The 15985-nt window shown below is 70.9% G+C and carries 17 protein-coding genes; 13 read left to right on the top strand and 4 right to left on the bottom strand.

All coding sequences use genetic code 11. The annotated features are described in order from the left end of the window. The first annotated feature begins 2 nt into the window (after nucleotides 1-2). Nucleotides 3-968 (top strand): aminoglycoside phosphotransferase family protein, encoded by a 966-nt coding sequence (locus AB0H78_RS15660; protein ID WP_363234918.1) that lies wholly within the window; start codon nucleotides 3-5, stop codon nucleotides 966-968. On the opposite strand, the gene AB0H78_RS15655 is transcribed toward AB0H78_RS15660, so the two are convergent. Further along, a complete protein-coding gene (locus AB0H78_RS15655) occupies nucleotides 937-1623 on the bottom strand; it encodes a gamma-glutamyl-gamma-aminobutyrate hydrolase family protein (protein WP_363234917.1) in 687 nt (228 codons plus the stop codon). The two genes, AB0H78_RS15660 and AB0H78_RS15655, sit on opposite strands and share 32 nt — an antisense overlap. Nucleotides 1624-1735: 112 nt before the next feature. Here AB0H78_RS15655 and AB0H78_RS15650 point away from each other — a divergent pair, with 112 nt between their 5' ends. The 3 genes from AB0H78_RS15650 to AB0H78_RS15640 are packed head-to-tail and all read left to right on the top strand — an operon-like array spanning nucleotide 1736 to nucleotide 5252. Beyond that, nucleotides 1736-3100 carry a glutamine synthetase family protein gene (locus AB0H78_RS15650; RefSeq protein ID WP_363234916.1) on the top strand — a complete coding sequence of 455 codons (1365 nt, stop codon included), beginning with the start codon at nucleotides 1736-1738 and terminating at the stop codon, nucleotides 3098-3100. A 1-nt stretch (nucleotide 3101) separates the two neighbouring features. Beyond that, complete coding sequence (locus AB0H78_RS15645) at nucleotides 3102-4460, top strand: aldehyde dehydrogenase family protein (RefSeq protein ID WP_363234915.1); 1359 nt, start codon at nucleotides 3102-3104, stop codon at nucleotides 4458-4460. Nucleotides 4461-4466: 6 nt separating this feature from the next. Next, nucleotides 4467-5252, top strand: coding sequence for a 3-oxoacyl-ACP reductase (locus AB0H78_RS15640; RefSeq protein ID WP_363234914.1), 786 nt, complete (start codon nucleotides 4467-4469; stop codon nucleotides 5250-5252). A gap of 3 nt (nucleotides 5253-5255) precedes the next feature. Here the strand turns inward: AB0H78_RS15640 and AB0H78_RS15635 are convergent, their stop codons facing one another. Continuing rightward, entirely contained in the window at nucleotides 5256-6458 is a 1203-nt protein-coding gene (locus AB0H78_RS15635) for an amino acid deaminase/aldolase (RefSeq protein ID WP_363234913.1), read from the bottom strand. 399 nt (nucleotides 6459-6857) lie between these two features. Between AB0H78_RS15635 and AB0H78_RS15630 the strand changes: the two genes are divergently transcribed. Both AB0H78_RS15630 and mycP read left to right on the top strand, forming a co-directional pair. Then, nucleotides 6858-7727, top strand: coding sequence for a hypothetical protein (locus AB0H78_RS15630; protein WP_363234912.1), 870 nt, complete (start codon nucleotides 6858-6860; stop codon nucleotides 7725-7727). 11 nt (nucleotides 7728-7738) lie between these two features. Continuing rightward, a complete protein-coding gene (gene mycP / locus AB0H78_RS15625; protein ID WP_363234911.1) occupies nucleotides 7739-8902 on the top strand; it encodes a type VII secretion-associated serine protease mycosin in 1164 nt (387 codons plus the stop codon). Here the strand turns inward: mycP and AB0H78_RS15620 are convergent. After that, a complete protein-coding gene (locus tag AB0H78_RS15620) occupies nucleotides 8877-9800 on the bottom strand; it encodes a serine hydrolase (RefSeq protein ID WP_363234910.1) in 924 nt (307 codons plus the stop codon). The two genes, mycP and AB0H78_RS15620, sit on opposite strands and share 26 nt — an antisense overlap. A 95-nt stretch (nucleotides 9801-9895) precedes the next feature. Here AB0H78_RS15620 and AB0H78_RS15615 point away from each other — a divergent pair, with 95 nt between their 5' ends. Both AB0H78_RS15615 and AB0H78_RS15610 read left to right on the top strand, forming a co-directional pair. Continuing rightward, complete coding sequence (locus AB0H78_RS15615; RefSeq protein WP_363234909.1) at nucleotides 9896-10624, top strand: SseB family protein; 729 nt, start codon at nucleotides 9896-9898, stop codon at nucleotides 10622-10624. Nucleotides 10625-10698: 74 nt separating this feature from the next. Continuing rightward, the gene (locus tag AB0H78_RS15610) at nucleotides 10699-11433 is read left to right on the top strand and encodes an MIP family channel protein (protein WP_363234908.1); all 735 of its coding nucleotides are present in this window, start codon (nucleotides 10699-10701) and stop codon (nucleotides 11431-11433) included. Here the strand turns inward: AB0H78_RS15610 and AB0H78_RS15605 are convergent. Further along, nucleotides 11430-11807, bottom strand: coding sequence for a DUF1844 domain-containing protein (locus AB0H78_RS15605; RefSeq protein ID WP_363234907.1), 378 nt, complete (start codon nucleotides 11805-11807; stop codon nucleotides 11430-11432). The two genes, AB0H78_RS15610 and AB0H78_RS15605, sit on opposite strands and share 4 nt — an antisense overlap. Nucleotides 11808-12097: 290 nt before the next feature. On the opposite strand from AB0H78_RS15605, the gene infC reads away from it, so the two are divergent. From infC to AB0H78_RS15580, 5 genes are all read left to right on the top strand, one after another. Continuing rightward, a complete protein-coding gene (gene infC / locus AB0H78_RS15600) occupies nucleotides 12098-12877 on the top strand; it encodes a translation initiation factor IF-3 (protein WP_363234906.1) in 780 nt (259 codons plus the stop codon). Between the two features lie 121 nt (nucleotides 12878-12998). Then, complete coding sequence (gene rpmI, locus AB0H78_RS15595) at nucleotides 12999-13193, top strand: 50S ribosomal protein L35 (RefSeq protein WP_363234905.1); 195 nt, start codon at nucleotides 12999-13001, stop codon at nucleotides 13191-13193. 107 nt (nucleotides 13194-13300) lie between these two features. Beyond that, nucleotides 13301-13687 carry a 50S ribosomal protein L20 gene (gene rplT / locus AB0H78_RS15590; protein WP_100597075.1) on the top strand — a complete coding sequence of 129 codons (387 nt, stop codon included), beginning with the start codon at nucleotides 13301-13303 and terminating at the stop codon, nucleotides 13685-13687. A 148-nt stretch (nucleotides 13688-13835) separates the two neighbouring features. Continuing rightward, a complete protein-coding gene (locus tag AB0H78_RS15585; protein WP_363234904.1) occupies nucleotides 13836-14693 on the top strand; it encodes an RNA methyltransferase in 858 nt (285 codons plus the stop codon). 54 nt (nucleotides 14694-14747) lie between these two features. Next, nucleotides 14748-15878, top strand: coding sequence for an ATP-binding protein (locus AB0H78_RS15580; RefSeq protein ID WP_363234903.1), 1131 nt, complete (start codon nucleotides 14748-14750; stop codon nucleotides 15876-15878). Nucleotides 15879-15985 lie beyond the last annotated feature (107 nt).

The raw sequence follows: 15985 nt of genomic DNA, 5'->3' as shown, positions 1-15985 counted from the left end.
TCATGAGAGCCGCCGCGCCGCCCGCCGCAGGAGTACGCCTCCCCTGGGAGGAGCTGCCCGCCGCCGTCCGGCGCGCCGTCGAGGAACTCCTCGGGGCGAAGGTCGAGGCCGCGGCGACCCAGTCCGGCGGCTTCTCGCCCGGTCTCGCGGCCCGGCTCCTGCTCGCCGACGGGCGGCGCGCCTTCGTCAAGGCCGTCAGTGCCGGCGCCAACGCGCGCAGCCCGCATTTCCACCGCGCCGAGGCGCGCAACGCCGCCGCACTTCCGGACGGCGTTCCGGCGCCCCGGCTGCTCGGTGCGTACGACGACGGCGACTGGGTCGTGCTCGCCTTCGAGGACATCGACGGGCACCAGCCGCAGATCCCCTGGCAGCGCGAGCAGCTCGCGCGCGTGCTGGATGCCGTCGGGGATCTCTCCGACAGGCTCACCCCCTCACCCGTCGAAGTGCCGTACGCGGCCGACGTCCTGTCCGGCGACTTCAGTGGCTGGCGCAAGCTGGCCGAGGCCGGTGATCCCGGGGAGCGGGACGCTCTCGACCCCTGGGCCGGCCGCCACCTGGACACCCTCGCCCACCTCGCCGACGGCTGGGCCGATGCCGCACGCGGCGAGACCCTCGCCCACGGCGATCTGCGCGCGGACAACATCCTGCTCACCCCTGAGAGGGTCGTCTTCGTCGACTGGCCGCACGCCTGCAGGGCCGTGCCCTGGTTCGATCTGCTGGTCATGCTGCCGTGCGTGGCGGCCCAGGGCGGCCCGGATCCGCAGGAGCTCTTCCTGCGGCACCCGCTGGGGCGGGACGCCGACCCGGACGCGGTGACCGCCGTACTCGCCGCGCTCACCGGCTACTTCGTACGCGGCTCCCTGCAGCCCCCGCCGCCCGGACTGCCCACCCTCCGCGCCTTCCAGGGCGCGCAGGGCGCCGCGGCCCTCGGCTGGCTCAGGAAGCGGCTCGCACCAGCGCTTCCATGACCCGCAGGTCCTCGCCCATCTCCGGATGCCACTGCACCCCGAGCACCCAGGCCCCACCGGCCGGTTCGAGCGCCTCGACGGTCCCGTCGGCCGCGTACGCCGATGCGGTCAGCCCCCGTCCCAGCCGGTCCACGCTCTGGTGGTGGTACGTGGGCACGCTCGTCTCCTCCGGCACGGCCCCGGCCAGCCGCGTGCCCGGCACGGGCTTGACCGGGTGCGCGGCGAAGGCCCCGACGACCTCGCCCCGGTGACCGTCCAGATGCTGTACGAGCGTCCCGCCGAGCGCCACATTGAGCAGCTGCATCCCCCGGCAGATCCCCAGCAGGGGCGTCCCCGACTCCAATGCCGCCGCGATCAGCGCCAGTTCCCAGGCGTCGCGCTCCGGGGCGGCGGGTCCGCACCGGGGGTCGCGCTCGGCCCCGTACCGTACGGGATCCACATCGGGACCACCCGCGATCACCAGACCGTCCAGCCGGGCCACCACCTCCGCCGCCGCCGAGGGGTCGTCGGGCGGCAGCATCGCCGCGAGGCCGCCGGCCGTCCGCACCAGCCACGGATAGCCCGCGGGCAGCAGGGCGGCGGGCAGGTCCCAGACGCCCCAGCGGGTGGACGATTCCAGATAGGTGCTGATCCCGATCAGCGGACGACGGCTCACGTGCAGGCTCCTCGCTGTCGCGGCACGCGGAAATAACCGGCACCGTATCCAAATCCCTTGCCCAGAGCCTACGTTTGGATCATCTTCCGGCCCGTGAGGAGAGGATCCGCCCGTGCCAGTCCGCCCGCCCGCGCTCACCGTCGACGAGCTGCGCAGCCTTGTCGACAGTGGCGAGATCGACACCGTCGTCCTGGCCTTCCCCGATATGCAGGGGCGCCTCCAGGGCAAGCGGTTCGCCGCACCCTTCTTCCTCGACGAAGTCCTCGAACACGGCACCGAGGGCTGCAACTACCTGCTCGCCGTCGATACGGACATGAACACCGTCGACGGTTACGCCATGTCCTCCTGGGACCGCGGCTACGGCGACTTCGCCATGCACCCCGACCTCGCCACCCTGCGCCGCATCCCCTGGAACGAGGGCACGGCCCTGCTCGTCGCCGACCTCGCCTGGAACGACGGTTCGCCCGTCGTCGCCGCGCCGCGCCAGATCCTCCGCCGCCAGCTGGAGCGTCTCGCCGGGCACGGCTTCACCGCGCACGTCGGCACCGAGCTCGAATTCATCGTCTTCAACGACACCTATGAGCAGGCCTGGGACCGCAATTACCAGGGCCTCACCCCGGCGAACCAGTACAACATCGACTACTCGGTCCTGGGCACCGGCCGTATCGAGCCCCTCCTGCGCCGCATCCGCAACGAGATGGCGGCCGCCGGACTGACCGTCGAGTCCGCGAAGGGCGAGTGCAATCCGGGGCAGCACGAGATCGCCTTCAAGTACGACGAGGCGCTGATCACCTGCGACCAGCACGCGGTGTACAAGACCGGGGCCAAGGAGATCGCCTCCCAGGAGGGCGTCTCGCTGACCTTCATGGCCAAGTTCAACGAGCGCGAGGGCAACTCCTGCCACATCCACCTCTCCCTCCAAGATCAGGAGGGCCGGAGCGTCATGGCGGGCGAAGGCCCCGACGGGATGTCGCAGGTCATGCGGCGCTTCCTCGCCGGCCAGCTGGCCGCCCTGCGCGACTTCTCCCTCCTGTACGCACCGAACATCAACTCCTACAAGCGCTTCCAGCCCGGCTCCTTCGCCCCCACCGCCGTCGCCTGGGGCCACGACAACCGCACCTGCTCGCTGCGCGTGGTGGGCCACGGCCGCTCCATGCGCTTCGAGAACCGCCTCCCCGGCGGTGACGTCAACCCGCACCTGGCCGTCGCGGGCCTGGTCGCGGCCGGTCTGTACGGCATCGAGCACAAGCTCGAACTCCCCGAAGCGTGCGCGGGCAACGCCTACACGGCCGACTACGAGCACGTCCCGACCACCCTGCGCGAGGCAGCCGAGCTCTGGTCCGCCAGCCCCATCGCCCTGGCCGCATTCGGCGAGGAAGTCGTCGCCCACTACCGCAACATGGCACGCGTCGAGCTGGAGGCCTACGACGCCGCGGTCACCGACTGGGAGCTGCGCCGCTCCTTCGAAAGGCTCTGACGTGCAGCACAGCATCCTCAACCCGGCGACCGAAGAGGTCGTCGCCACCGTCCATGCGACGACTGCCGCCGAAGTCGACGCGGCGGTGGTACGGGCCACCGCGGCCCAGCGCGGCTGGGCGGCCGCGGCCCCCGCCGACCGTGCCCGGCTGCTCCGCCGATTCGCGGCCACCGTCGACGAACACATCGAAGAACTGGCCCGGTTGGAGGTACGCGAAGCCGGCCACACCCTCGGCAACGCCCGCTGGGAGGCGGGCAATGTACGCGACCTCCTCGACTACGCCGCCGGGGGAGTGGAGCGCCTCACCGGCCGCCAGATCCCCGTCCCCGGCGGCCTCGACATCACCCTCCTGGAACCCCTCGGCGTCATCGGCGTGATCGCCCCCTGGAACTTCCCGATGCCGATCGCCGCCTGGGGCACGGCCCCCGCACTGGCGGCAGGCAACGCCGTACTCTTGAAGCCCGCCGAGACCACCCCGCTCACCGCGCTGCGCCTGGCCGAACTCGCCCTGGAAGCAGGCCTGCCCGAGCACCTCTTCCAGGTCCTGCCCGGCGCGGGGGACACCGCGGGCGACGCGCTGGTCGAACACCCCGGCGTCGCCAAGATCGTCTTCACCGGTTCCACGCGGGTCGGCAAGCAGATCATGGCCAAGTGCGCGGACCGCGTGAAGCGGCTCACGCTCGAACTGGGCGGCAAGAGCCCCAACATCGTCTTCGCCGACTCCGACCTCGAAGCGGCCGCCGCGGCCACCCCGATGTCCTTCCTGGACAACTCGGGGCAGGACTGCTGCGCGCGCACCCGCATCCTGGTGGAGCGCAGCGTGTACGACCGCTTCCTCGAGCTCACCGCCCCGGGGATCACCTCGGTGGTCGTCGGCGATCCGCTCGACGAGAAGACCCAGATGGGCCCGCTGATCTCCAGGTCGCAGCTGGAGAGGGTGCGTCGCTACGTACCCGGCGAAGCCGAGGCGATCCGCGGGAGCGCCCCCGACGGCCCCGGATTCTGGTTCCCGCCGACCCTCCTGACCGCCGAGGCCCCCGACTCCCCGGCCGCCACCGAGGAGATCTTCGGGCCGGTCGCGGTGGTCCTCCCCTTCGACGACGAAGCCGATGCCGTACGCCTCGCCAACGCCACCGCGTACGGCCTCTCCGGCTCGATCTGGACCCGCGACGTGGGCCGCGCCCTGCGCGTCTCCCAGGCGGTCCGCGCGGGCAACCTCTCCGTCAACTCCCACTCCAGCGTGCGCTACTGGACCCCCTTCGGCGGCTACCGGCAGTCCGGGCTCGGCCGTGAGCTGGGCCCCGACGCCCTCGCCGCTTTCACCGAAACCAAGAACGTCTTCATCTCCACGGAGGCCTGACCACCCATGACCGACACCACCCCCGTCTGCCGCCGCCTGATCGGCCGCACCGCCGTGATCACCGGCGCCGGCAGCGGCATCGGCCTCGCCACCGCCCACCGCCTCGCCTCCGAGGGCGCCCACATCGTCTGCGGCGACATCGACGAAACCGCGGGCAAGGCGGCGGCAGAAGCGGTCGGCGGCACCTTCGTGCGCGTGGACGTGACCGACGCCGGGCAGGTCGAGGCGCTGTTCAAGACGGCGTACGACACCTACGGCAGCGTCGACATCGCCTTCAACAACGCGGGCATCTCACCGCCGGACGACGACTCCATCCTCACCACGGGCCTCGAAGCGTGGAAGCGCGTCCAGGACGTCAACCTCACCTCCGTCTACCTGTGCTGCAAGGCCGCCATCCCGTACATGCAGCGCCAGGGCCGGGGCTCGATCATCAACACGGCGTCCTTCGTGGCCAGGATGGGTGCCGCGACCTCGCAGATCTCGTACACCGCGTCCAAGGGCGGGGTGCTCGCGATGTCCCGTGAGCTGGGAGTGCAGTTCGCCCGCGAGGGCATCCGCGTCAACGCGCTCTGCCCGGGACCGGTCAACACCCCGCTGCTGCGGGAGCTGTTCGCGAGCGACCCCGAGCGGGCCGCCCGCCGTATCGTCCACATCCCGCTGGGCCGCTTCGCCGAGGCGAACGAGATCGCCGCCGCCGTCGCCTTCCTGGCCAGCGACGACTCCTCGTTCGTCAACGCCACCGACTTCCTGGTCGACGGCGGGATCTCGGGGGCGTACGTCACCCCGCTTTAGGCCCTACAGGAAGGTGTGGCCCTCGCCCCGGTACGTCGGGACGGTGGCCGTCACCTTGTCACCCTCGACCAGCTGCAGCGCGTCGAACCGCTCGCACAGCTCGCCCGCCTTCGCATGGCGGAACCACACCTTGTCGCCGAGTCGCAGATCGTCGGCGGGCGAGCCGAGCAGCGGGGTCTGCACCTCGCCGGGGCCCTCCTGCGGGTCGTAGCGCAGCCCTTCGGGGAGGTACGGAACCGGCAGCCGGTCCGGGCCCGCCGCCCCCGAGGCCGGATAGCCCCCGCCGAGGACCGTCACGATGCCGACACCCGGGCGGCGCACCACCGGCTGGGCGAAGAGGGCGGCCGGGCGGCCCGTGAACGAGGTGTAGTTGTCGAAGAGGCGCGGCACATAGAGCCCCGACCCGGCGGCGATCTCCGTCACCGCGTCCTCGGCGGCGGTGTGCTGGACGCTGCCGGTTCCGCCGCCGTTGACGAACTCCAGGTCGGGCACCACCGCACGGACCGCCCGTACGACGGCCGCCCGCCGGGCCGCGAGCTCCTTGCGGGCCGCGGACTGCATCAGGCGCACCGCGCGCGAACGCAGCGGGCGGCCCGCGATCGAGTCCCCGACGCCGGCCACATGACCCTCGTACGCCATCAGGCCCACCAGCCTGAACCCCGGCCTGCGGGCCACCGACCGTGCCAGCTCGGCCAGTTGGGCAGGCTCGCGCAGCGGGGAGCGCAGGGCGCCGATGCGCACCTTCCCGCCGAGCATCCGCAGCGAGGTGTCCAGCTCCAGACAGACCCTGATCTCCTCGGCGCCGCCGTCGCGCGCCCGGTCGATGAGCTCCAGCTGCGCCACGTCGTCGACCATCACCGTCACCGCGGCCGCCAGCTTGGGGTCGGCGGCCAGCTCCGCGTATCCGGTACGGTCCGCCGACGGATACGCGAGCAGTACGTCCTCGAAGCCCGACCGTGCCAGCCAGAGCGACTCGGCCAGCGTGAAGGACATGATCCCCGCGAACCCGTCCTGCCCGAGGACCCGCTCCAGGAGCGCCCGGCACCGAACGGACTTGCTGGCCACCCGGATCGGCTTGCCCGCCGCGCGGCGGACCAGATCGCGGGCATTGGCGTCGAACGCCTCCAGATCGACAATCGCCACGGGGGCGTCGAGGTGGGCGGTGGCCCGGTCGTACCGGGTCCGGTCTGCAGCACGGGGCGTCATGACCGAAGCCTGCCAGATGTGATTACCGCAGGGTAGGGGGATGTTCCGGGCAGATGCCGCAGCCCGGAACACTGGTTCCTGCACCGTCGGTGCCAGCCCTTAGAGTTACGGAAAGACCGATGACCTGGGGGCGGGATGAGTACCGAAGCGCGACGCGCTCCTGTTCCGCCGCGGCCGACAACACCCCCGCGTACGCCCCCGGTCGCTCCCGCGGGCCCTCCGCCCGAGGCCCCCGCCGAGACCACGACCCGGCTGCGCCCCGTCAAGGCACCTCCGCGCACGGCGCCGCGCGCCGGTGCGGCTCCGCTGCCGCCCGAGATGCCGCCACGCCCGGTGGCGCCCCCGCTCCCGCCAGGGCCCCCGCCGCCGGCGCCGAGCCGGCGCAGGCCGGTCGGTGCCGTGGACCTCACGCCCCGGCCCGGCGCGGGACCGCCCACGCAGTACGCGCAGCCGCGCCCGTACGCGGCCGAGCACCCGGCCGAGATGACCACCCGGCTGCGCCCCGTCTCCGGCCGCCACCCGGCCAGGACCGCGGCGGCGGCCGCCTGCATGGTGCTCGGCCTCGGGCTCATCGGCGGTGCGGTGGCCGGGAGTTGGCTCACCGGGGACAGCTCGGCCGAGCCCAGCGCGCGTACCGCGTACACCGAGGCGCGCGGCCTCTGGCACTCCAGCCCCGTCGACTCGCTCTTCCCGCGCACCCTCAAGGGCGCCGGCGCGGGCCCCGGCGGCGCGGACCGCACCTGGACCCGGCTGGCGGTCGCCCCCGACAGCACCTGCACGGGCGGATTCGACGCGCTGCTCCTCAAGGTCCTCCAACCGGTCGGCTGCGTACGGATGCTGCGCGCCACCTACACCGACGCCACCCACTCCAGCGTGACCACGGTCGGCATGGTCTTCACCGAGGCGGACCCGGCAGCCATGGCCGCGCTGCGCAACCGCTTCAGCCGTGAGGGACTGTCGGAGCGCACCGACCTCATCCCGCGCACCTTCCCGGTCAAGGCCACCGACGCGGCGGCCTTCGGCGACAAGCAGCGCGCGAGCTGGACGGTGAGCGTGCTGACCGACGCACCGGTCGTCGTGTACTCCGTCACCGGCTTCGCCGACGGCCGTACGGTCACCGACCCCCAGCCCGCGCACCAGGCCGTCATGGACGGTGCGACAACCGCCGCCGGCCAGGCCGGACTCGGCCACGACGCCAAGGGCATCGAAGAGCGCATCGAGCGCGGCGTACGCGCCTCGGTCGCCAAGGCCACGGAGGCTCCTCGTTGATTCCCTGGCCGATGAGACGCCGAGGCCTTCTCGCCGTGTTCACCACGGTCCTGGTGGCCGTGCTGCCGCCGGCCGCGGCCCACGCCGACTCCATCCGCGCCCAGCAGTGGGAGCTGGGCGCGATGCACGCCGAGCAGGTCTGGCGGACCACCAAGGGCAAGGGGATCACGGTCGCCGTTCTGGACACCGGGGTCGACGCGAGCCATCCCGATCTGACCGGACAGGTGCTTCCCACCAAGGACTTCATCGGTTTCGGCGCCAAGCAGGGCGAGCGCCCCTGGGCCCGCCACGGCACCGCGATGGCCGGGATCATCGCAGGCCACGGGCACGGCGCGGGCGGCGGTGACGGAGTGCTCGGCATCGCGCCCGGGGTGAAGATCCTGCCGGTCAGGGTGATCCTGGAGTCCACCGACCCGGCCCGCAAGCAGGCCCGTACGAGCAAGGGCAGCGCACTCGCCGAGGGCATCCGCTGGGCCGCGGACCACGGCGCCGACGTCATCAACCTCTCCCTCGGAGACGACAGCGCCTCCGCCCACCCGGAGGCCGCCGAGGACGCGGCGGTGCAGTACGCGCTGGCCAAGGGCGCCGTCGTGGTCGCCTCGGCCGGCAACGGCGGCGAGGACGGCGACCACATCTCCTACCCGGCCGCCTACCCCGGGGTGATCGCGGTCGCGGCCGTCGACCAGAGCGGCACCCACGCCTCCTTCTCCACCCGCCGCTGGTACGCCACCGTCAGCGCCCCCGGCGTCGGCGTGGTCATCGCCGACCCCGACCGCAAGTACTACGAGGGCTGGGGCACCAGCGCGGCTTCGGCCTACGTCTCGGGTGCGGTCGCCCTGCTGCGTGCGGCCCAGCCGAAGCTGAACCCGGCCCAGATCAAGAAGCTCCTCACGGACACGGCACGCAACGCCCCTCAGGGCGGCAGGGACGACGCCCGCGGCTACGGCTTCATCGACACCCCCGCCGCCATCGCGGCCGCCGCGAAACTGACCCCCGAGGCGCCTCCCGCCCGCTACCGCAGCACGTACTTCGGCACCGGACCCGACGCCGTACAGAAGGACGGAGACCCCTCCGGCTGGCTCGTCCCGCTCGCGGCGAGCGGCGGGGTGGGGCTGGCCGGCGGGGCCGTGGTCATCTGGCGCGGCGGGTTCAGACGGCGCCGGACATGGCGCTGACGGCCGCTGCCGCCGCGGCCTCGACCAGTGAAATGCCCGCCTTCTGCGAGACGTTGCCGTCGGAGAGCACCGCGAGCAGATAGCTGCGACCGTCCTCGGTGACCTGCCCGATGCTGTTGATGTCCCACAGCCCGGTGGCACTCCTGGGCAGCCAGCCGTTCTTGAGCTCCCAACTGCTGCCCGCGGCGGACACGCCCCACTGCTGGTCGGCCTCGACCTGACCCATCAGTCCCCGGATGTACGTGCGCGACTCCGCATCCAGCGCCGGGCCCGATCCCGAGCCGGACCCGAACACGGCCTTGAGCAGCGTCAGTTGATCGGCCGCAGTGGTCTGCGTCAGTCCCCACCGGGGCCCGTCGCCGCCCGTGGTGCCGGTCAGCCCCAGCCGCTCGTTCGCCGCATCGAGGCCGTCGGCGCCGCCGATCGCGTCCCACAGGGCCGTCGCCGATGCGTTGCTGCTGTTCTCGATCATGGAGGTCGCGTACGTCTTCTCCTGCGCGGTCAGCGAGCGCCCGTCGTCCTGCGCCTGCAGCAGCAGCGCCGCGAGGATGTCGACCTTGACGATGCTCGCGGTGTCGAACGCACCGTCCCCGTACACCGCCGATTCCCCGCTGCGCACATCGAGCACGGCCACCGACACCGCGGCGTCCGCGCCCGGCACGACGGACTTCATCGCCCCGGCCAGCACTGCGTCATAGTCCACTGCGGGCTCCTCGCTCGCCGCCACGGTCCGTGTATGCGATGGATTCGACGACGGAGCCGAGGATATGTCCCGCGACGAGGCCTCGATGGTGGGCAGGGCCGTATATGCGCCCCCGACGGCCACCACGACGGCGGCCGCGGACACGTACAGGCGGTTTCGTCCGCCGCGCCTCGGGCGCGAGTGGGTACGGGGCATGGGGCGGACGCTAGAAAGCGAACCTGGGCAGGTGCTGTGCCCGAGCTGAAGCCCCGGTGAGAAAGCCGCCCCCGCCCGGAAGCTACGCTCGCAGCGTGGAGCTCAAGAACATCCCGGACCCCGGTTTCTCCGACGACGACGGCACCGCCGACACCCGTCTGGCCTCGGCCCTCGCCGCCTGGTCGGCGGACCGCACAGCCGAACCGCAGTTGCTCGCGGCACTCCGCGAGGCCCGACTCCTGGTCCCGGTCGTCGCCGTACTGGGCGAGGTGGAGACGGGTGAGGACGGGCTGCGCCGGGAGAAGACGAGCGACATGGCGGTCCCCACGCTCCAGGCCGGCGACCGCCGCGCGCTGCCCGCCTTCACGTCCATCGAGTCGCTCGCCCGCTGGGATCCGGAGGCCCGCCCGGTGGCCGTACCGCTGCACCAGGCGCTGCAGGCGGCCGCTCACGAGAAGGCCGACACGGTGGTCATCGACCTCGCCGGGCCTGTCGCCTACGAGCTGAAGGGTGCGGCGCTGCGCGCGCTCGCCGAAGGCCGTACGAGTGCGGATCCGCTCGACGATCCCGCCGTCACCGAAGCTGTACGTTCTGTGGTGGAATCGCAACTCTCTGTGATGAGAGCCCACTTGGGGCCGGGTCAGGCGGACGGCACGCTCGTTCTGGTCATTGCGCCAGACGTGGACCCGGCATCGGTGGCCCGCTCCGTCGCCTCCGCACTGGCGGCCGACGAGACGCTACGGGCGCGCCTGGTAAGGGGGTTGGACCTCGCGCTGCTGCCGCCGGAGGCGCCTGCACCCAACCCGCCGCTGTTCACGCGCTGAGACAGAACAGGCAAAATCCGTCAACTGGGCGAATAATTGCGGAGAAATCAGACAATCTTCGCGAGGTGTACCCCATGAAGACGGAGACTCGGACGATTGCGGCGGAGTTCCTCGGGACTCTGCTCCTGGTCTTCTTCGCAGTTGGAGCAGCGGTTCTCGCCGGCGAGTACATCACTGCCATCGGCATTGCGCTCGCCTTCGGCTTCACTCTGCTCGCCCTGGCCTACGCGCTGGGCCCCATATCCGGCTGCCACGTCAATCCGGCCGTCACGCTCGGAATGCTGGCGGCCAGGCGGATCAACCTTCGTACGGCAGTCGAGTACTGGGTCGCCCAACTGCTCGGCGGCATCGCCGGCGCGGCCCTGCTCTTCCTGGTCGCCAAGCAGGTCCCGGGCCTCAAGACCAGCGGAGCCTTCGGCAGCAACGGCTACGGAGACCGCTCGGACGTCCACATCAACGTGGGCGGCGCCTTCATCGTCGAGGTGGTGCTGACCTTCCTGCTGGTCTTCGTCGTCCTGGCGGTGACGCACAAGGTCGCGGTCACCGGCTTCGACGGGCTGCCCATCGGGCTGGCGCTGGCCGCCATCCACCTCATCGGCATTCCGCTCACGGGTACGTCGGTGAACCCGGCCAGGAGCATCGGCCCCGCGCTCTTCGCGGGCACCGCGGCGCTCTCCCAGCTCTGGCTGTTCATCCTGGCCCCGCTGGTCGGCGGGGTGCTCGCGGCGCTCGCGCACCGGCTTACGCACCCCGCGAACAACGCGCCAGGACCCGAGGTCGTGGCGGAGATCACCGGCGTGAAGGCCTAGCCGTAGACGGGCCCGGTGTACTTCTCGCCGGGCCCCTTGCCGGGCTCGTCCGGCGCCACGGAGGCTTCGCGGAAGGCCAGCTGCAGCGACTTCAGACCGTCACGCATCGGCGCCGCGTGGAAGGAGCTGATCTCCGTCGCGCCGGCGTCCAGCAGACCGGCCAGCGCATGGATCAGCTTCCGGGCCTCGTCCAGGTCCTTGTGCTTCTCGCCCTCTTCGGCCAGGCCGAGGTTGACGGCGGCCGCGCTCATCAGATGCACTGCGACCGTGGTGATCACCTCGACCGCGGGAACGTCCGCGATGTCGCGGGTCATGGCGTCGAAGCTGGGGGCTTCTTCGAGGTGCTCTGTGCTCTCGGCGTTCTCGTCACTCATGACGCACACGATAAAGGGCCGTGCACCCGATTAGCCCCATCCCCCCTCGGGTGCTAACCTTGTGTAACGACCGGCCAGACACGTGTGTGTCCGGCCCACAAGTGGAGGCTCCGATCTCCCACCTGGCTGTCCTCACGGACGGCGGGTCACCGGTCAGGCAGCGCCCATCGTTCCGTACGGACGATGGAAGTTGCCCGATGTGCGCCCCGCGGTAGTACGCGGCGGTGCTCCGGTATTTCTTGGAGCTCCCGCCTGTGTCCCGTCGGGGCATTTTTTGTGTTCCCGCTCGGTTGGTCGTCAGCAACAGACGTTACGCGGCTGCTCTCCAGGCAGCAGCGTGGTGCTACCGAGGAGGATCCATCAGCGCCGAGCCCCGCATCAACGACCGGATTCGCGTTCCCGAGGTGCGACTTGTCGGACCCAGCGGCGAGCAGGTGGGCATTGTCCCGCTGGCCAAGGCCCTGGAACTGGCACAGGAGTACGACCTCGACCTGGTCGAGGTCGCGGCGACCGCCCGTCCGCCCGTGTGCAAGCTCATGGATTACGGGAAGTTCAAGTACGAGTCGGCCATGAAGGCCCGTGAGGCGCGCAAGAACCAGGCGCACACGGTCATCAAGGAGATGAAGCTCCGGCCGAAGATCGACCCGCACGACTATGACACCAAGAAGGGTCATGTCGTCCGGTTCCTCAAGCAGGGCGACAAGGTCAAGATCACGATCATGTTCCGTGGTCGTGAGCAGTCCCGCCCCGAGCTGGGTTTCCGACTGCTGCAGCGTCTCGCTTCGGACGTCGAGGAACTTGGGTTCATCGAGTCGAACCCGAAGCAGGACGGCCGGAACATGATCATGGTTCTTGGTCCGCACAAGAAGAAGACCGAGGCCATGGCCGAGGCTCGCGAGGCTCAGGCCGCCCGCAAGGCGGAGCGCCAGGGCTACGCGACCGACGAGGCCACGGACGAGTCCGAGGTCGAGGTCGACGAGACCCCGGCCGAGGCCGAGGTCGAGGTCGCAGAAGAAGAGGTCAAGGCCGAGGCTGTCGAAGCCCCGGTCCAGACACCCTCCGAAGCGTGATCGGCGGGGCCGCCACCCAGGCGGCCCCGGGTCCCGCCCAGGAACCACAAACCAAGATCTGACGCTCCTGCAGTCCGGTGCACCACCGGGGGAGCGTCACTGACGAGGAGAGTACGGCGCCATGCCGAAGAACAAGTCGCACAGCGGTGCCAGCAAGCGCTTCAAGGTCACCGGTACCGGCAAGATCCTGCGCGAGAAGGCCGGCAAGCGCCACCTGCTCGAGCACAAGTCTTCCAAGAAGACCCGCTCGCTGACCGGCACGGTCGTCGTGTCCCCGGCGGACGCCCCGAAGATCAAGAAGCTTCTCGGCAAGTGATCTCGCGGCTCCGGGTGACCGGAGCTGTGAATCGACCGGGACCAATTCGTTTCCGGGCTGGATGAGTTCTCCGTCTGAACCCCAGCCCCGCTGCAAGGAGTCAACAAGTGGCACGCGTCAAGCGGGCAGTCAACGCCCACAAGAAGCGCAGGGCAGTCCTCGAGGCCGCCAAGGGTTACCGCGGTCAGCGTTCGCGCCTGTACCGCAAGGCCAAGGAGCAGGTCACCCACTCCCTGGTCTACAACTACAACGACCGCAAGAAGCGCAAGGGCGACTTCCGCCGTCTGTGGATCCAGCGCATCAACGCCGCTGCCCGCGAGAACGGCATGACGTACAACCGCCTCATCCAGGGTCTGAACGCCGCCAACATCGAGGTGGACCGCAAGATCCTCGCCGAGCTGGCCGTCAACGACCCGAACGCGTTCGCCGCGCTGGTCGAGGTCGCGCAGAAGGCCCTCCCGGCCGACGTCAACGCGCCGAAGGCCGCTGCCTAGTCGGAGGGCACTGGAGATCCGGCCAAGATCTCCAGCACCCTCCCAGCACGTACTTCCTCCAGTGGACCCGCAGGCACACGCTGCCTGCGGGTCCACTGTGTTCAGCAGTTCCCCCAGTTCGACCCGTACGTAAGGTGAGCCACCGATCATGGGCACCCCCGCCGAGCTGATCTCCCCGCGTTCCCCGCGCGTCGCCGCCGCCAAGCGCCTGGAGCGGCGCAACTTCCGTACCAAGGAACGCCGGTTCATCGCCGAGGGACCGCAGGCCGTACGGGAAGCCGCACTGCATCGCGCCGACGGCGAGGCGACCCTGATCGAGCTGTTCGCCACCGTCGAGGCGGCCGAGCGGTACGCCGACATCGTGGCCGCCGCCGAGGCCGCGGGCGCCCGGGTGCACCTGGCGAGCACCGAGGTCCTGGCCGAGATCTCCCAGACCGTCACCCCCCAGGGCATCGTGGGCGTCTGCCGCTTCCTGGACTCGCCGTTCGACGCGATCCTCAAGGCGGAGCCCCGCCTGGTGGCCGTACTCGCCCATGTGCGCGACCCCGGAAACGCCGGCACCGTACTGCGCTGCGCGGACGCGGCGGGAGCCGACGCGGTCGTGCTCACCGACGCCTCCGTCGACCTCTACAACCCCAAGTCCGTGCGGGCGTCGGTCGGTTCGCTCTTCCATCTCCCCGTCGCGGTCGGCGTACCCGTCGAGGAAGCGGTCGCCGGGCTGAAGGCGGCAGGCGTACGCATCCTCGCCGCCGACGGCGCGGGCGAGGACGACCTCGACGCGGAACTGGACGCGGGCACCATGGGCGGACCGAGCGCCTGGGTCTTCGGCAACGAGGCCTGGGGGCTCCCGGAGGAGACCCGCGCACTCGCCGACGCCGTGGTGCGCGTTCCCATCCACGGCAAGGCCGAGAGCCTCAACCTCGCCACGGCGGCGGCCGTTTGTCTCTACGCCTCCGCCCGTGCGCAGCGCGCTTCCGGAGGGTGCCGCTCCGTCACCTCCACCTAGTAGTGTGACCAACTCGGGGGCCCACTGCGCTATATGGAGAGGTGGGGTACGGCGATGGCTGTCGCGGCACGAAGTACATCGACACAGGCACAGGGGCACAGTGCCCTGTGGCGTGCGAGCGATGGCCTTCAGGACGCGGGTATCGACCCCGACGATCTGCCCGACGGGCTGGTCGTCGTCGACGAGAGCGGCCGCGTGATCTGTTTCAACGCCGCAGCCGCACGCATCACCGCCGTACCGAAAGCCACCGCACTCGGCGCCCCGCTGGAGACCGCGCTGCCGCTCGAGGACCTCAAGGGCCGCCGCTGGTGGACCCTGACCGATCCCTTCGGCGGGCTCGCCACGCGACGGGGACAGCCCGAGCGCAATCTGCTGCTGCCCGGCGGGCGCGAGGTCCTGGTCTCGGCCCGTTACGTACGGGAGTACCCCACCGGACCCGTCCGGCGCCTGGTCGTCTCCCTCCGCGGCACCGAGGCCCGGCGGCGCACCGAGCTCAGCCATGCCGAGCTGATCGCCACCGTCGCCCATGAGCTGCGCTCCCCGCTGACCTCGGTCAAGGGCTTCACCGCGACGCTCCTCGCCAAATGGGAGCGGTTCACCGACGACCAGAAGCGCCTGATGCTGGAGACCGTCGACGCCGACGCCAACCGCGTCACCCGGCTCATCGCCGAACTGCTCGACATCTCCCGGATCGACTCGGGCCGCCTCGAACTGCGCCGCCAGCCCGTCGATGTCGGTGCGGCCGTCGGCCGGCACATCCAGGCGCACATCGCATCGGGCCAGGTCCCCGACCGCTTTCTCGTACGGATCAGGCAGCCGCTGCCCGATCTCTGGGCGGATCCGGACAAAATCGATCAGGTGCTCGGCAATCTGCTGGAAAATGCGGTGCGCCACGGCGAGGGAACCGTCACCATCGAGGTGGCGGCAGCCCCCGCCAAAAACGATGAGAAGGGCACGGCAGTCACCGTGAGCGACGAAGGCCCCGGCATCCCCGAGGAGTCGCTGGGCCGTGTCTTCACCCGGTTCTGGCGGGGGAGCAAACGCGGCGGCACCGGTCTCGGCCTGTACATCGTCAAGGGCATCGTCGAGGCGCACGGCGGCACGATCACCGTCGGCCGCGGCCCCGGCGGCGGCGCCGAATTCCGATTTATTCTGCCCGTCGGCGCTCCTGCTTATCTGAGCTGAGCCGCCCTCGGGCTTCTTCGCCTCCCCGCGGCCTTTAGACTCGACCATTGGCACCATTGCGCCCTCAGGCGTCGAGCGAGGCACGCGCCACCAGCCAATCGGAAGTA

The organism is Streptomyces sp. NPDC050738 (genome assembly GCF_040654175.1).
Classification (GTDB): domain Bacteria; phylum Actinomycetota; class Actinomycetes; order Streptomycetales; family Streptomycetaceae; genus Streptomyces.
The sequence above is the reverse complement of the archived record's forward strand: the minus strand, read 5'-3'. Positions and strand labels throughout refer to the sequence as shown.

Coding starts and splice junctions, on each gene's coding strand:
- AB0H78_RS15605 (WP_363234907.1), bottom strand. CDS start 11,807: ATGAGTGACGAGAACGCCGAGAGCACAGAGCACCTCGAAGAAGCCCCC.
- mycP (WP_363234911.1), top strand. CDS start 7,739: ATGAGACGCCGAGGCCTTCTCGCCGTGTTCACCACGGTCCTGGTGGCC.
- AB0H78_RS15660 (WP_363234918.1), top strand. CDS start 3: ATGAGAGCCGCCGCGCCGCCCGCCGCAGGAGTACGCCTCCCCTGGGAG.
- AB0H78_RS15580 (WP_363234903.1), top strand. CDS start 14,748: ATGGCTGTCGCGGCACGAAGTACATCGACACAGGCACAGGGGCACAGT.
- rpmI (WP_363234905.1), top strand. CDS start 12,999: ATGCCGAAGAACAAGTCGCACAGCGGTGCCAGCAAGCGCTTCAAGGTC.
- AB0H78_RS15585 (WP_363234904.1), top strand. CDS start 13,836: ATGGGCACCCCCGCCGAGCTGATCTCCCCGCGTTCCCCGCGCGTCGCC.
- AB0H78_RS15635 (WP_363234913.1), bottom strand. CDS start 6,458: ATGACGCCCCGTGCTGCAGACCGGACCCGGTACGACCGGGCCACCGCC.
- AB0H78_RS15640 (WP_363234914.1), top strand. CDS start 4,467: ATGACCGACACCACCCCCGTCTGCCGCCGCCTGATCGGCCGCACCGCC.
- AB0H78_RS15620 (WP_363234910.1), bottom strand. CDS start 9,800: ATGCCCCGTACCCACTCGCGCCCGAGGCGCGGCGGACGAAACCGCCTG.
- AB0H78_RS15610 (WP_363234908.1), top strand. CDS start 10,699: ATGAAGACGGAGACTCGGACGATTGCGGCGGAGTTCCTCGGGACTCTG.